The following is a 15,816-nucleotide window of genomic DNA, read 5'->3' as shown; positions in this document are numbered from 1 at the left end:
GACGTTGCTCAATAGAGCACAATCAAACCTAAACCAATTTAAATCATGAAAATGAAAACTTTAATCCCCTTTTTACTCCTCTTTCTTTCTTTTCCTACACTATATGCTCAGGATTTGACATGCAATGACCGCAAAGCCATTAGCGAGAAACTTAAAATGATCCGCGAAGCTGATCAGGGAATCAGGAGTAGGATTATTAAAGAAATGGCTACAAAAGATCCGGAAGCAATGAAAAAGATTGCATTGGAAATGAAGGCTAGTGATAAACAAAATCAGTTATTAATTGGATCGCTTCTGGATCAATGTGGTTGGCCTAAAGGTCTTGATGAGATAGAGAATAATACCATTTTTTTGGTCATCGATCACGCGGATACAGCGTTTATAGCGAAATATTTCCCTATTCTAAAGTTACAGTCGAACAAAGGCATCGTTGCTAAACGTGATTTAGCAACCTTACAGGATAGAATGCAATTAAGAAGTGGAAAAAAACAATCTTATGGTACTCAAACCCTTAAAACAGGTAACATGGTCACCATCTGGCCTATTGATGATGTTCAAAATCTAGATCAGCGCAGGAAAGAAATGGGCCTCTTACCGATGAATGAGTACATTAATCTTCTCAAAAAAACGTATCAGTCTGAAGTGATTTGGGATAAGGATTTATCTATAGAAGCCGCTCAGGAAAAAATGCGTAAAAAGAATTAGTTCATTAACTTAATTTATACTGACGAAGTTTCGCTTCTCACCAGCTAAACTTCATACGCTAATTTCGTCATTGTGAGCGGCACGACGCAATGACGAATTTTTTGAAGGGATTCACTAAGCGAATCTTCATGCAGACCTGTAGCGCAGCGGAAAGCTACGGAGTAAATTTATTTCAGCAACTATTTCGATAAGATCCTGAAACAAGTTCAGGAAGACGATTCTTCATGGGTTCAGGAAGACAATCCCCAAGCAGGATCGTCATACAAGAAACGGTTTTTCTCCATTTCGTGCCATCTTGTTTGTGATGTACACCTATTATTATTTAGAATAATTAAAAATAAATTTCTAATCTCATTTTAATTTCTTTCTTTTGCGACACTTAAGAATTAATCTAAATAAGATGAAGAAAATTTTTACCTGTTTTTTTAATGTGATACTGCTTCTTGTCTCTCTAACAGGGATTAGTTATGCACAATCAAGAAATGGATCAGTATCAGGTGCTATTAAAACCAGCGACGGTAATCCAGCTTCTTTTGTAAGTGTTGGCTTAAAAAACACTTCTAAAACAACACAAAGTGATGAAAAAGGAAACTTCACTCTAAAAAATGTTTCACCTGGAAACTACGTATTAAAGATTTCAGCAATTGGCGTTTCTGCACAAGAGAAAAATGTTTCTGTTGTGGCTGGCGAAAATACAGAAGTTTCATTATCCATCGCCGAATCGTCTTCACAATTGGATGAGGTAGCCATAAATGGTTACAAAACACCCAATAAAAAACCCGTGAACCTGGGCAAGATTGCCATCGCACCGATGGATCTTCCGCAGGCTGTACAGATTATAGGCAATCAGGTTATTACAGATCAGCAAGCTAACCGTTTAAGTGATGTACTTAAAAATGTTAATGGTGTGGCTTATGGAGAAAATCGCGGATCAGTAAGTGGCGAGACTTTTTTCGCCCGTGGTTATAGCTTAGGCACCAACAATGTGTTTAAAAACGGTTCTCGTGCCAGTAGCGGAGGTATGCCTGAAACCAGTACTTTAGAATCAGTAGAAATATTAAAAGGAAGCGCTGCTTTGCTTTATGGTGGCGTAACTGGTGGTGCAGTGGTTAATATGGTGACCAAAAAACCTAAGTTTGAGTATGGTGGCGAAGTATCTATGCGTGCAGGAAGTTATGATATGTACAAACCTACGGCTGATATTTACGGACCAATATCTAAAAAACTGGCATTCCGCTTAATCGGCACCTATGAAGACGCGGCAAGTTTCAGAAATTCTGTAAAATCAAACCGGATTTATGTAAATCCTTCACTGCTTTATAAAATCAGTGATAAAACAGATATTTTGCTTCAAGGGGATTATTTAAAAAGTGACATGACTCCCGATTTTGGAATTGGAACGGTTGAAAATCAAATCGTTGATATTGGTCGCGGCACATTCGTAAATGCGCCATGGGCTTATAACAAAACAAACACAGCTACTTCACAATTAAACATCAATCATAAGTTTAGTGATAACTGGAAATTAAATGTTTTAGCCAATTTCCAATCATATAACAGGAATTACTTTAGTGCCGAGCGTCCGTTTGCCGACACTAAAGTGGCAAGCAATCCTCTTCCATATGGTTTTGCAGCCCGTAACGTTACCCGTTCTAAAACAAAGGAATTTACCTATAATGAACAAATTAACCTGAACGGTTTCTTTAAAACAGGAAGTGTTACCCATACCTTATTGGTTGGTGCAGATGCAGACCAGTCTCGTACCACAAGCGGTGGCTTCACTTTTAACAATAACCTGGCTACGTTCAATTATGGAAATGTTAATCTATTGGATCCAGCTACTTATTTTGGATCAGGAATCGAGCCAGCCGCAAACATGATCACCCAAACTTTTGCACCATTGTATCGTATGGGAACTTTTGCACAGGATTTAGTATCCATCACCGATCAATTTAAAGTGTTAGCAGGAGTGCGTTACACCTTCCAAAAAACACCGAGAACGGTTTCAACTAATCTCGCCTCTGGCGTACAAACCCTTAGTGTAAATAGCTTAAACAAGTCAAAAGTAGAAAGTGCTTTCACACCTAAATTTGGATTGATTTATCAGCCTTTAAAAACAACTTCAATTTATGCAAGTTATGCCAGCAACTTCATTCAGAATACGGGTACCGATATTAACTTTGCTCCTCTTGATCCATCAACAGTTGATCAATATGAAGCTGGTATTAAAAATGACCTTTTCAAAGGCAGACTTTCCGTTAATTTAACTGTATACAGAATTGCAAATGATAAATTCGCACAACAGGCACCTTTAAATGCCCAAGGCGCTCCAAATGGCGATGCAAACATTAAAGAGCTTAATGGTAAAACGTTAAGCGATGGTTTAGAACTCGACATCACAGGTACAATTGTGAAAGGTTTAAATTTTATTGCAGGCTACAGTTACAATTATATTCGCTATACACAAACGCGTGACAAAACAGTTTACACCGTTCCAGAGCCTACACCCGCTCAGCCCAATGCAACCAGAACCGTTACCTTGGGAGGAATTATTGAAGGTCAGCGTTTAGTAGGTTCTACTAAGAATACGGCAAACGGAACGTTATTTTACACCTTTCAGGAAGGAAGTGTGAAAGGCTTGAAATTAGGTGCTTCAGCTTATTATACCGGAGCAAGAAATGGCGGATACAATGATTCTAAAATTCAGACTTACAGCAGGCTGATTCCATTAAGCGCCTTTACTACCTTCGATTTTTCTGCCGGTTACAGTTGGAAAAAACTTTCATTACTTGCTAAAATTTCAAACATTACCAATGAGTTAAATTATTTCGTTCATGAAAACTACAGTGTGAACCCTATTCCGCCACGCCAGTTCATGACTACATTATCTTATAAATTTTAATCAATAGATAAATCATACCAGAGGCCCCAAAGTATGCAAATTACTTTGGGGCCTTTTTGTGTTTTGGATACAGGGTTTACAGATTGCTTTCCTAGATTTGAATATCAATTTACCAAATGAAACACCCATTGAAAATTAAGCTGGTTACCTTCCTCTTGTTGTTAAATTTTGCTGCCGTCGCACAGACATTAAGAAAAAGAACAACACTACTGATGGGAAGTAAATTTGAGATTACCATTGTTGCCAAAGATGCACAAACTGCTGAGGCCAATATTGATACAGTAATTCAGGAAATCAGTAGAATTGAATACCTCATCTCTGATTGGAAGCCTACTTCGCAAATTTCACAAGTAAACAGCAATGCGGGCATCAAACCCATTAAGGTAGATCAAGAAGTTTTTGATTTAACCAAAAGAGCCTTAAACCTATCAAAAATTACGGGTGGTGCTTTTGATATCAGTTTTGCTGCAATGGATAGAATCTGGAAGTTTGATGGCTCGATGACGGAGATGCCTACTGCTGAAGCCATCAAAAAATCAGTTGAAAAAGTTGGTTATAAAAACATCATTCTGGATAGCGTCAACTCCACCATTTTTCTCAAGCTAAAAGGAATGAAAATTGGTTTTGGTGCGCTTGGAGAAGGTTATGCCGCTGATCGCTGCCGAAATATGATGCTTAAAAAAGGAATCAAAGCCGGAATTGTTAATGGATCAGGAGATATGAGTACCTGGGGTAAAAATCCATGTGGTAAACATTGGACTATTGGGATCACCAATCCTTTTCACAAAGATAGTTTATACGCTATAGTCCCATTAAATAGTGGTGCTGTAGTTACTTCAGGCAGTTATGAAAAATTTGTGGTCTTCAATGGAAAAAGATACGCACATATCATCAATCCGGTTACCGGCTATCCTGCAACAGGTTTAACCAGCGTTACCGTCTTCGGACCAGATGCCGAACTTGCAAATGGTTTTAGTACTTCTATAATGGTTTTAGGGAAGGATGCAGGTTTAAAGTTTATCAATCAGTTTCCAAAATTTAGCTGCATTATGTTTAGTGATGATGGCCAGGTTTTTCATTCTGATAACATCAATGATAAAATAATAAAAAAATGGAGGAAAAAGCTTTAAGTAGAAGCATTAACTTGCGAAGTTTCAAAGGCCAAAAGCGTGGCAGAACTTCGCCAGTTTCAGACGATAAACCTAAGCAAATAAGTTCCTTTAATAAGGCGATCGTAATTCCCCTCTTTCAGAGGGGTGGTCGCAGACCGGGGTGTTAAAACAGTACATTAATGTTAAGATACACATTATGAGACTGACGAAGTTACCCTTCCACACCATCCTACCGAAACTTCGTAAGTCAATACACCAACTTGCGAAGTTTCAAAAGCCAAAAGCCCGGCAGAACTTCGCCAGTTTCAGACGAGAAACCTAAGCAAATAAGTTCCTTTAATAAGGCGATCGTAATTCCCCTCTTTCAGAGGGGTGGTCGCAGACCGGGGTGTTAAAACAGTACATTAATGTTAAGATATCCATTGAGACTGACGAAGTTTTCCTTCCACACCATCCCAACGAAACTTCGTAAGTCGAAGCATTAACTTGCGAAGTTTCAAAAGCCAAAAGCCTGGCAGAACTTCGCCAGTTTCAGACGATAAACTTAAGCACATAAGTTCCTTTAATAAGGCGATCGTAATTCCCCTCTTTCAGAGGGGTGGTCGCAGACCGGGGTGTTAAAATAGTACATTAATGTTAAGATATCCATTGAGACTGACGAAGTTTTCCTTCCACACCATCCCCACCGAAACTTCGTAAGTCAAACATTAACTTGCGAAGTTTGAAAGGCCAACAGCGTGGCAGAACTTCGCCAGTTTCAGACGATAAACCTAAGATATCCATTGAGACTGACGAAGTTTTCCTTCCACACCATCCCCACCGAAACTTCGTAAGTCGAAGCATTAACTTGCGAAGTTTCAAAGGCCAAAAGCGTGGCAGAACTTCGCTAGTTTCAGACGATAAACCTAAGCAAATAAGTTCCTTTAATAAGGCGATCGTAATTCCCCTCTTTCAGAGGGATGGTCGCAGACCGGGGTGTTAAAACAGTACATTAATGTTAAGATGCACATTATGAGACTGACGAAGTTTCCCTCATCCACCATCCCATCTAACTTCGTAAGTTGAAGCCATTAACATACCTAATAACAATCCATTAAAACCTGCCCTCTTGACTGGTAAAAACTTATGCTTTGCTTCGAAAATTGCTGACAGGCATTTTCTAACCAATCAATTACATCATTCTGCATGGCCAGCGAACCACAAAGCATCAATACACCGCCATCATTCAATGCTTCACAGATAAAGGTAGCATCCTTAGCCAGCAAATCTTTTACATATTGCTTTTCTCCCGCCCTGGAGTAGGCAATATTTAGTTTAGTTAGTTTAGGAAGATCTGTCTGTAGTGCATTTTCATAAATCGCGAAAGATGCAGAATCTTTAAAGCCACAATAGAAATGAATATTTCTGCCTTCGCCATATTGGTTTAACATGCCTAGAAATGGAGCAATACCAGTACCATTTGATACCATGATCACTGTTTTCACCTTTTCAGGAAAATGGAAATGCTCATTTCTGATGATTACGGCCTTTAATACCTGACCGATTTCCATGTTGTACAAAAACCCAGAACCAATACCACCGCCATGCAATTTCACACTTAATTGTATATCCTTACCTATTTTACCAATAGAATATTGTCTTTCACGATGATCATTGGCCGGATAAATGGCAAGCAAATCCCCCGAAGTAAACCGCTTTCTCCCTTTTACTTTTAAGCGAATGATAAAAGAGGTTTCAATATGAGTGGAAACTGTTTTCCCTACTACCTCAAACTGCTGTTTTTTAATGGGTTTTGCCTCTAATAATTTTGATATTGAATTCAGTTGCAAACCAGAATGTTGTGCCCATAAAGTAGCCCACCTGTTAAAATCTTCAGGAGAGCGGTCATTCACCGTGTGGATTTCAAGTAACGGTTTTGCCCAAGCCTGATGAGCGATTAGATTATTCACTTCATAACCAAATTTACAGAAATCTGGATAGGCATGGGCACCGAAAGCCACTACAGCAAAATCTACTGAATGGTTTTGCGGATTTTTTTCTAATAAGGATATGAATTTTTTAGCATTTGCTGGCGATTCACCCTGACCATAAGTGGAGGTAAAAACCAATAATTGCTTCGCCTTTGGAAATATTTTATAGTCGTTAAGCTCGGCAATATAGGAGGTTTTGCCATTTTTTAATAGCTGCTCATGTATTGCCCGGGCAAATCGGAAAGTAGTTCCATTTTCTGAGCCAACTAAAATAATAAATGCTGCCTGATCTGATTGATACTTATTTTTAATCCTGCCCGAACTGCGTTTCCACCAAATCACGAAGCCCGAATAAATAAAAAATAAAATATTAGCCGAAGCAATAGCCAGCATAATGGCCCAAACAGCACTGGCCCTCCCCGTATGTAAATCCAGGCTTAGGTTGTTCAGTAGTGTGGCGTTCGAATAAGGTTGTGTGGTCAGAATTTCTCCTGTAATCTGATTAACCGTAATTTCCTGATCATTAAGTTTCAATGTAAAATAATCTTCCACATCTTCAGAAAAAGGAAACTCTATGGATTGAATCTGACTTAATGGAATATTTTTAAATACCTTAAAATCAGATACCATTCTTTTTGGAACAGTTTTAAGTGCATCGAAATCGACTTTGTGTGTGATTTTTTGTTCCTTAATGATCCCAATCCTTTGCAACGATAAAAATGTACCGCTTATAGATATGATGATGATCGGAATCAGCATAAGTCTGCCCAATACTACATGATAATATTGTGCAAAACCATCCTTAACAATTTTTCCGAAAAACTTTTTAAAGCTTCGCTGTCGTTGTATGATCAGGATGGTACCTGAAGTGGCAATTAAAAACAGAAAAAAAGCAGTTAGTCCAATGAAAATCCGTCCGGTTTCATGTAAAAACAAAGAGCGGTGCAGCGTGGTTACCCACTGAAAAAATGCATTTTCCTTACCCACCTTTCCTAATGATTTTCCTGTTGCCGGATCTACATAGAAATTTCCAGATTGATCATGAAGGTCTGTTCCGTTGACCGCCACAAACTGATTGGAATATATGGTTACCTCACCAATATCGATATAGGACTTTTTAAGTTGAGAGATAACTTCAGCTACTGTCAATTTATCGAAATCCTTCGATCGGTAAGATTGGGTTTTCTCCGTGATGGGTTTAAAAGACAGGATGATCCCTGTAACGGAAGCAAGGGTTATAAAAAGAAAAGAAGATACCGCCAAAGCTAAGTGGCTGTATCTCCATATTGAAATGGTCATTGATTAAGCTTTTTTAATTTGCGCTTAAGCGTACGTATCGGATGTATCCTGTACCTTCGGTTTTAGCGGCCAAGCCTTCAGTAGTTAAAGGGATTTCGATATCTTTTTGATAATATTTATTGTCTTCCACAGCGGTTTCAAAACGCAACTTATAACCTTTGTTAATTTTATCAGTTTCAATATCCAAAACCGTTACACTGCGGTCGCCACCAGTAACTGATGCACCCGTAACAGCACTAATATTAGTTGGTTTTTTCTTATAAGCCTTGTGCCATTCTTTAAGATCAGGATACCATTTTTTATCAGAGCCCATTACGTAAAGCGTTTTTTCATAAGCCCCTTTAGCATCAATTAACGATACGGCAATGTAAGCGCCTTCACCAACGTAATTGGTCATTTGCACCATACATTTATACTTTGTTGTTTTTTGGGCGATACTAATTGCAGGAATTGATACTACTAATGTTAATGCCAGACATATTTTAAAGAAGCTATTCATTTTATAATTTTAAAAAGTCTATTGATACTTTATTCTTGGTTAAAAATTCATTTTCTGCAGCTAAATCATAAGGTGTTTCCTTAAAATCTGTGGTCACATCTTTTTTAGCGCCAACAGTAATTAAATACTCCATCATCGCAGTATCTTTTGCAGTCATTGCTGCTTTATGTAAAGCGGTGTAACCCTCCTTATTTTTTAAGTTCACATCTACTTTATAATCTGCTACAAGTTTTGCCAAAGCCAGATCATTTTTGGCAACAGCTAAATGATATAAAGAGTTACCATTTGGCTGAACCGCAGCCACATTAAATCCTTTATCGGTTAAAACCTTTAGTTTTGCGTTAAAGTCTTCCATCCCACGAGGGCCATAACCCTGGAAAAGATAATAAGCCAGGTTGTTACCCTCCTGATCAGTTACCTGAAGATCTGCACTTTTATCTAACAGGAATTTTACCACCTCGCCAGAATTGTTGCGGACAGCCATGGCCAAAGCAGAAACACCCTTTGCATTTTTTTGATTGATATTCTTCACCTTTGCGGCAAGTACTTCCAGTGTAGCCAAATCCCTGGTAAATCCGGCAGCATTGATAAATGCAGTATTACCGTCTTTATCAACCTGATTTACATCTACTCCTTTGGAAAGGAAATATTGGATCACCTCTTCTTGCTTAGGCTTACGTGCAAGGTAAAACAAAGCATTTTCTCCATTGTTACCTACAGCAGTTGGTTTTAATTTAAGCCCTTCCAGATATTGAAAAACAGCTAAGCCATTTGAGGTACCACGACCGCCCTGTGCAGCCATAATCATAGCATTATCGTTGTACTTTACACCTTTTGCAATCAGCTTATTCATCAATTCGATATTTCCACTTTTTGCAACATAATTGAAGGCCGTGTTTCCATTGGCATCCACACTGTTTAAGCTTAAACCTTTTGATACAAAATAGTCGGTCAGCGCAAAGTTCTTATCATTTGCAATGGCAATTAAAAGTGCATTCGCACCATCATGATTCAGGTCTTTTTTAAGATCAGCACCTTTAGAAAGCAATAAATCGTAAACTTTGGTATCTGCCTGACCACCAACAGCTGCAAATGTTAATGGTGTATAGCCATGACTATCCTGAAGATCTACCTTTGCACCATTTTTTAAAAGATATTCCATTACCGGAATATTACCTTTCGATGCAGCCCAAAATAAATAGGTTCTGCTATCATGCGTTAGTTTATTTACATCATTGCCTTTTTGCGCCAAAAGATATAAGATCGATTCTTGAGGTGCATTGTTATTTATTGCTAAAACAGAGGCATCAAAAGACATCTGATTCAATTGAGATGGACTATTGCCTTTTTCAATTTCTGATTTAATTGTTGCCAGGTCTGTATTTCCTTTCCAAAAGGATTGCTCCAGAAATGTATTTTTTTGAGCCTGCGCCCCAAGAGTAGCCACTGCAAGAATGGCAAAGAGGATTTTTTTCATTTTGAGCTGAATAGTTTTGATTTCAATTCTTGAAGCATCATTTAACGACTAAGAATTTCAGCTAAGTTAACAAGAATCGTTCTAAATAAAGAGATATGCCACTAATTTATTTAAATTATTCATGATTGAAAATTCAAAACATCTAAATACTCGAAAACGTGAGATTTCAGGCTTATGGTATTGATAGCCAGCGAACAGGTTGTCGATATTAGTAAACCTTTATCCGCCTATCGGTGCCTTTCCCCTGAAAGGGAAAGGCGTAAATGTTAATTTAAAGAGATATTAACCCTGAGTTCGATAATTATTCATTGCTTTTTAACACCCCGGTTTGCGACTACCCTCCCGATACATCGGAGGGTGCCCAAAGGGCGGGGTGGTTAAACAAAATTAAAACCCAAAAAGATATTAAAAAGAAAGATATACTTTAGATGACAGGAAGTAACAGGAGAATACCCTGCGATACTAAAAAATAAAGAAAAGCTTTTTCAGCGGGATTATGATGATGGTCTTAAAGAAGAATACCAGTTAATGGGATGAGACCTAAGCTTCATTCCATCGCTTTCAATGTGATAAAGAATAATTGGGTTAGTAAAATCAACCAGACGTTCTATCTTTTTAGCGAGCTTACTTAAAAACTCTCCACTAGAGATGCCTTCTTTTAAGTGAACATAAATTACAGAGGCCGTTTTAAACTCAAAACGTTCCACTACTCCAGGCCATTCAGTTTTAATCCTGTTGAGAAATGCGTTGATTTTTGTGTCATTTTTTAGATCTTCCATACGCTTGAAATTCTGATAACTAAATTTACCAATTAATTCTAAAAACGAATAATTGTAACAGAGAGTATACACAAAATCAAGTTATCGATCACACATCATGAATATTACAATCGGATGCTTTATCTAAATCGGTTGTTATTTAGACTCAAGTACATCTTTTAATATTACCCAAACATTTTCAGCAAGAATTTTATCACCCTCAGCGGTTGGATGAATCCCATCTTCCTGATTAAGTTTAGGAACACCACCTACTTTGTCTAAAAGGAAAGGAACCAATGCCATATTATTTTTCTTCGCCAGGTTAGGAAAAATATTTTTAAAATCTTCAGCATATTTAGCCCCCATATTTGGTGGAACCTGCATACCAGCCATCACCATTTTCACATTTGGGTATTTAGTTTTTACACTATCAATAATACTTTGAAGATTTTTAGTGGTTTGAGCTACCGGCAATCCGCGTAAGCCATCATTTGCACCCAATTCAAGCACAAATACATCAATGGGTTGTTTTAACAGCCATGAAATTCTGCTTTTTCCTGCCGCAGATGTTTCCCCACTCAAGCCGCCATTGATTACTTTATAAGGCATTTTTAAGGAATCAATCCGATTCTGAATTAATGCGGGATAAGCTTCCGTAGGGTCGAGGCCATAACCTGCTGTTAAACTGGTACCAAAAAAAAGTATATTTTTAACCTTGACATCATTAGCCTTACTCGTACTTTGGTCAACTGAATCTAAAGTTTGATTGGAATTTACCTTGCTTTGTTTATTTCCACAGGCAGCAAAAAGCATTGCCAAAACAAATAGGCCTGTTAAGCGTTTTCGTAACATCATATGTAATTCTATCTCTAAGTAAAACCACTACCTTAACAGATTAGTAGTGGTTATGTTTGGCAAATATCCATATTCAAATCTTAAAAACTAGTCGATTGGAAAGTATTCTAAATATCCGGAACGTTAATAAAATTTATCAAAGCGCGGGGCGTGAGCTCAGTGTATTAAATCAGATCAATTTTTCTATTGATCGTGCTTCTACTGTAGCCATCACTGGTCCGTCAGGAAGTGGAAAGACAACCTTACTGGGATTATGTGCGGGCCTTGACCGAGCAACAAACGGGACTGTCGAACTTAATGGCATTGCACTCGAAAAACTCAATGAAGATGAGCGTGCTGCGGTCAGAAATCAATATGTAGGTTTCATTTTTCAAAACTTTCAGCTCCTGCCTACTTTAACTGCTTTAGAAAATGTGATGGTACCCCTGGAATTACGTGGTGCAAAAAATATTAAAGCCCGTGCACTTGATCTGCTTGATAAAGTTGGACTTGCTGATCGGTCTCATCATTATCCAGTGCAATTATCAGGTGGCGAGCAACAAAGGGTTTCATTGGCCAGGGCTTTTTCAAACCAGCCGGCAATTCTTTTTGCAGATGAGCCTACCGGAAATCTGGATGCTGAAACCAGTGAAAAGGTAATTAAATTACTGTTCGACCTGAATAAGGATGCCGGTACCACCTTGGTTATTGTAACACACGATCTGGAACTTGCCGCCAGAACCAGCAGAACCATAAAAATTAAGGGCGGTGTGATTGTTTCTGATGAAAATCCAGGTTATGCAGAATAAGCTCCCTAAACAAAGTATCCAATTATCCTGGCTGTTCAAAATGGCCTGGCGGGATAGCCGCAAAAACCGATCACGCCTGTTATTATTTATTTCATCTATCGTTTTAGGCATTGCTGCTCTGGTAGCTGTATATTCATTTAAAGATAACCTACAACATGATATTGATGCGCAGGCAAAAGAACTTACCGGAGCTGACCTTGTTTTAGATAGCAGAAAGGGCGTAAGTAAGGCCATGCAGAAAATGCTTGACACGCTTGGAAATGATCGTTCGCAAGAGAAAACTTTTGCCTCTATGATTTATTTCAAAAAGGGTGGTGGCAGCAGATTAGTGCAAATGAAAGCCTTACAAGGCGATTATCCTTATTATGGAACACTAGAAACCCTTCCTGTGGAAGCTGGCCATCAATTTCAATCCGGTCAGGATGCATTGGTGGATCAAACACTGATGCTACAGTTTGGTGCGAAGGTTGGTGATTCATTAAAAGTTGGCGACATCAGCTTTAAAATTCTGGGGACGCTGGTTAAGGCTCCCGGACAAACCGGGATAGCAGCAACAGTTGCGCCAACAGTTTATATTCCAATGCAGTTTCTGGCTAAAACCAACCTGATTAAAACCGGAAGCAGAATTAACAATAAATTTTACTACAGATTTGATGATCCTTCAGGTGTAGATGAGTGGGTTAAAAAACACGAGACCAAGCTTGAAAGCGAAGGTTTTGATGCAGACACAGTTGAATCCCGCAAAGAACAAACCGGGAGATCATTTAAAGATGTTAATCGCTTTCTGGCATTATCTGGTTTTATAGCATTGTTATTAGGATGCGTGGGCGTGGGTAGTGCCATCCATGTTTATATTCAGGAAAAACTTAGCGCTGTAGCCACACTACGCTGCCTGGGTTTGAAAGCCCGGCATGCCTTTTTTATATACCTCATTCAAATATTTTTTATTGGTTTAGTAGCTGCGGTTTTAGGTGCAATTCTAGGTACCTGCATCCAGTTCCTGCTGCCCATCGTGCTTAAAGATTTCCTTCCAGTTGAAATTACCATGCAAGTTTCCTGGTCGGCAGTGGCCCAGGGCATTTTACTAGGGTTAATCATTTCTATTCTTTTTGCACTGCCTTCCCTATTATCAGTAAGAAAAATATCGCCACTAAATGCCATCCGGATTTCTTTCGAGCGTACAGGTAAAAAACAAGATCCTTTAATCTGGCTGGTTTATGTACTTATGATTGCATTTGTAGTAGGCTTCACGCATCTGCAAATGAAAAGCTGGCTACAAACACTTGCCTTTACAATGAGTATTGGTGTTGCTTTTCTACTTTTAATTTTACTTTCACAAACGTTAATGTTCCTGGTCAGGAAACTTTTACCAGATTCCATCAGTTATTTATGGCGGCAGGGTTTTGCCAATCTTTATCGCCCGAATAATCAAACACTAATGCTTACAGTTTCTATCGGGCTATCAACAGCCTTTATTTGCACGTTGTTTTTTGTCCAGGGAATTTTAATGAGCAGAGTAACACTCTCTTCAGGAAGCAACCAGCCTAATATGGTGATGTTTGATATTCAGAATGCGCAAAAGAAAGGTCTGGACAGCCTGACCAAATCGTTCAAATTACCTTTAATGAACCAGGTTCCGGTGATTACGATGCGAATTGAAGAAATTAACGGTAAAACCTCACGAGCAGATACGAGTAACCGCAGGGCATATCGCAATGAAATTAGGGCAACTTATCAGGATAGCCTTACCGCAGCAGAAAAAATTGTAGAAGGAAAATGGATTGGAAAAGTGAAACCCAATGAAACGGTTTACATTTCACTTGATCAACGTTACGCACAACAAATTAATGTTGGCATTAATGATAAAATTGTATTCAATGTTCAGGGAATGATGATTCCTACCGTTGTAGGAAGTCTTCGTGAAGTTAACTGGAGTAGAATGCAAACCAATTTCAGGGTAGTTTTCCCTGCCGGAATTTTAGAACAGGCACCTCAATTTCATGTCCTTATGACGCGAGTACCATCCAATGAAGTATCAGCTAAATTTCAGGGTGAAGTGGTTCAAAATTTTCCAAATGTATCCGTAATCGATTTAGATCTGGTACTTAAACTCTTGGACGAATTACTCGGTAAAATTGGTTTTGTCATTCAGTTTATGGCCGGATTTAGTATGGTTACCGGTTGGATTGTATTAATCTCTTCTGTTTTAACCAGTAAAAATCAGCGTACCAAAGAAAGTATTTTATTAAGAACTATGGGTGCCAGCAAAAAACAAATTCTGGCCATTAATGCTATTGAATACTTTTTTCTGGGTGTTTTTGCTGCAGGGGCAGGATTAATTTTAGCAATAGGCGGCAGCTGGGCTTTGGCAAAATACACATTCGATGCTGCATTTATTCCTCCCTTCCCCGCCACTGTATTACTCTTTGGTTCAGTTATTTTATTAGTGGTGGTTACGGGTATCCTGAGTACCAGAAGTATTCTGAATCAACCTCCATTGAAAATTTTAAGAACAGGTAGCTAACATGAAGTATTAACATCGCAAAAACCCTGTGTTAAATGTTAAACAATCAGAAACATTTTTAATGAAAGGATGTTTTTAAGCAAATTGAATTAAAGCATGAATCATAAGCTTAGAAACATCCTGCTATTGACAACCTTAGGTATTATCGCTGTTAGTTATGTGAGTTGTGGCGTATCTATACCAAAGGGTGCAAAAGCCATAAAACCTTTTAAAAAAGACAAATACCTTGGTAAGTGGTACGAGATAGCCAGAATGGATTTTAAATTTGAGAAAGATTTAAATAACGTTACTGCAACTTACTCTATTGAGGATGGAGCCATTAAAGTAGACAATCGGGGTTACAATTATGTTCAGAAAGAATGGAAACAAAGCATTGGCAAAGCAAAATTTGTGAATGGTGAAGATGAAGCCAGACTTAAAGTTTCTTTCTTCGGACCATTTTATGCTGGTTACAATGTAATTGAAATTGATTCTGATTATCAATATGCCCTTGTAGCCGGAAACAGCCTGGATTACCTTTGGATTTTATCACGTAAGCCTACCATTCCGGAGGAAGTTAAAGCAGCCTATTTAAAAAAGGCAAAGGAAATTGGGTACAAAACTGAGGCTCTGGTATGGACCAAACACGATCAATAATTAAATACTATTGATTATTGATGTAGAAATCAATCGGTGACGATCTCCTATCAATTCTGAATTAAGATCCTTTAGTGTAATCATATTCATTACTTTTGATTGATGATCAGATTAAATAGTGAAACGCCAAATGATGTTCTTCAGGAAGTGAAGATTGGCGATATGGTTACCGATACCTTTAGTAAAACGGGCTTAGTTGAAACCATTGAGGTTAGTGATGATGGTTTATATAAAATTTACGAATATCATCTGGTTACAGGCCGAACAATCACCATAAAAAGGTAAATTGCA

General features: G+C 38.3%; 12 protein-coding genes. 7 read left to right on the top strand and 5 right to left on the bottom strand.

Annotation, left to right across the window (positions count from 1 at the left end; all coding sequences use genetic code 11):
• Positions 1–51 precede the first annotated feature (51 nt).
• From EV200_RS00810 to EV200_RS00800, 3 genes are all read left to right on the top strand, one after another.
• Positions 52–705, top strand: coding sequence for a DUF6624 domain-containing protein (locus tag EV200_RS00810; protein WP_132528927.1), 654 nt, complete (start codon positions 52–54; stop codon positions 703–705).
• Positions 706–1,105: 400 nt separating this feature from the next.
• Positions 1,106–3,607, top strand: coding sequence for a TonB-dependent receptor (locus tag EV200_RS00805; protein WP_132528926.1), 2,502 nt, complete (start codon positions 1,106–1,108; stop codon positions 3,605–3,607).
• A 116-nt stretch (positions 3,608–3,723) separates the two neighbouring features.
• Entirely contained in the window at positions 3,724–4,737 is a 1,014-nt protein-coding gene (locus tag EV200_RS00800) for an FAD:protein FMN transferase (RefSeq protein ID WP_132528925.1), read from the top strand.
• A 1,061-nt stretch (positions 4,738–5,798) separates the two neighbouring features.
• On the opposite strand, the gene EV200_RS00795 is transcribed toward EV200_RS00800, so the two are convergent.
• From EV200_RS00795 to EV200_RS00775, 5 genes are all read right to left on the bottom strand, one after another.
• Positions 5,799–7,988 carry a PepSY domain-containing protein gene (locus EV200_RS00795; RefSeq protein WP_132528924.1) on the bottom strand — a complete coding sequence of 730 codons (2,190 nt, stop codon included), beginning with the start codon at positions 7,986–7,988 and terminating at the stop codon, positions 5,799–5,801.
• Between the two features lie 13 nt (positions 7,989–8,001).
• Positions 8,002–8,487, bottom strand: coding sequence for a DUF2271 domain-containing protein (locus EV200_RS00790; protein ID WP_132528923.1), 486 nt, complete (start codon positions 8,485–8,487; stop codon positions 8,002–8,004).
• A 1-nt stretch (position 8,488) separates the two neighbouring features.
• Positions 8,489–9,964, bottom strand: coding sequence for an ankyrin repeat domain-containing protein (locus tag EV200_RS00785; protein WP_132528922.1), 1,476 nt, complete (start codon positions 9,962–9,964; stop codon positions 8,489–8,491).
• A 494-nt stretch (positions 9,965–10,458) separates the two neighbouring features.
• Entirely contained in the window at positions 10,459–10,743 is a 285-nt protein-coding gene (locus EV200_RS00780) for a hypothetical protein (protein WP_132528921.1), read from the bottom strand.
• Between the two features lie 135 nt (positions 10,744–10,878).
• Entirely contained in the window at positions 10,879–11,577 is a 699-nt protein-coding gene (locus tag EV200_RS00775) for an arylesterase (RefSeq protein ID WP_229676711.1), read from the bottom strand.
• A 95-nt stretch (positions 11,578–11,672) separates the two neighbouring features.
• Here EV200_RS00775 and EV200_RS00770 point away from each other — a divergent pair, with 95 nt between their 5' ends.
• The 4 genes from EV200_RS00770 to EV200_RS00755 all read left to right on the top strand — a co-directional run bounded on the left by EV200_RS00770 (position 11,673) and on the right by EV200_RS00755 (position 15,810).
• Positions 11,673–12,365, top strand: a complete 693-nt coding sequence (locus tag EV200_RS00770; protein WP_132528920.1) for an ABC transporter ATP-binding protein — start codon at positions 11,673–11,675, stop codon at positions 12,363–12,365.
• The gene (locus EV200_RS00765) at positions 12,355–14,889 is read left to right on the top strand and encodes an ABC transporter permease (protein ID WP_132528919.1); all 2,535 of its coding nucleotides are present in this window, start codon (positions 12,355–12,357) and stop codon (positions 14,887–14,889) included. Before EV200_RS00770 ends, EV200_RS00765 begins: the two co-directional genes overlap by 11 nt.
• A gap of 96 nt (positions 14,890–14,985) precedes the next feature.
• Positions 14,986–15,525 carry a lipocalin family protein gene (locus tag EV200_RS00760; protein ID WP_132528918.1) on the top strand — a complete coding sequence of 180 codons (540 nt, stop codon included), beginning with the start codon at positions 14,986–14,988 and terminating at the stop codon, positions 15,523–15,525.
• 102 nt (positions 15,526–15,627) lie between these two features.
• Positions 15,628–15,810, top strand: a complete 183-nt coding sequence (locus EV200_RS00755; RefSeq protein ID WP_029286543.1) for a hypothetical protein — start codon at positions 15,628–15,630, stop codon at positions 15,808–15,810.
• The last annotated feature ends 6 nt before the right edge of the window (positions 15,811–15,816 follow it).

Source organism: Pedobacter psychrotolerans (assembly GCF_004340665.1).
GTDB lineage: Bacteria > Bacteroidota > Bacteroidia > Sphingobacteriales > Sphingobacteriaceae > Pedobacter > Pedobacter psychrotolerans.
The sequence above is the reverse complement of the archived record's forward strand: the minus strand, read 5'-3'. Positions and strand labels throughout refer to the sequence as shown.

What these genes read in the sequence shown, in the direction of transcription:
- EV200_RS00795 (WP_132528924.1), bottom strand. Translation starts at nt 7,988, where the DNA reads ATGACCATTTCAATATGGAGATACAGCCACTTAGCTTTGGCGGTATCT.
- EV200_RS00790 (WP_132528923.1), bottom strand. Translation starts at nt 8,487, where the DNA reads ATGAATAGCTTCTTTAAAATATGTCTGGCATTAACATTAGTAGTATCA.
- EV200_RS00800 (WP_132528925.1), top strand. Translation starts at nt 3,724, where the DNA reads ATGAAACACCCATTGAAAATTAAGCTGGTTACCTTCCTCTTGTTGTTA.
- EV200_RS00760 (WP_132528918.1), top strand. Translation starts at nt 14,986, where the DNA reads ATGAATCATAAGCTTAGAAACATCCTGCTATTGACAACCTTAGGTATT.
- EV200_RS00775 (WP_229676711.1), bottom strand. Translation starts at nt 11,577, where the DNA reads ATGATGTTACGAAAACGCTTAACAGGCCTATTTGTTTTGGCAATGCTT.
- EV200_RS00755 (WP_029286543.1), top strand. Translation starts at nt 15,628, where the DNA reads ATGATCAGATTAAATAGTGAAACGCCAAATGATGTTCTTCAGGAAGTG.
- EV200_RS00810 (WP_132528927.1), top strand. Translation starts at nt 52, where the DNA reads ATGAAAACTTTAATCCCCTTTTTACTCCTCTTTCTTTCTTTTCCTACA.
- EV200_RS00780 (WP_132528921.1), bottom strand. Translation starts at nt 10,743, where the DNA reads ATGGAAGATCTAAAAAATGACACAAAAATCAACGCATTTCTCAACAGG.
- EV200_RS00765 (WP_132528919.1), top strand. Translation starts at nt 12,355, where the DNA reads ATGCAGAATAAGCTCCCTAAACAAAGTATCCAATTATCCTGGCTGTTC.
- EV200_RS00785 (WP_132528922.1), bottom strand. Translation starts at nt 9,964, where the DNA reads ATGAAAAAAATCCTCTTTGCCATTCTTGCAGTGGCTACTCTTGGGGCG.
- EV200_RS00805 (WP_132528926.1), top strand. Translation starts at nt 1,106, where the DNA reads ATGAAGAAAATTTTTACCTGTTTTTTTAATGTGATACTGCTTCTTGTC.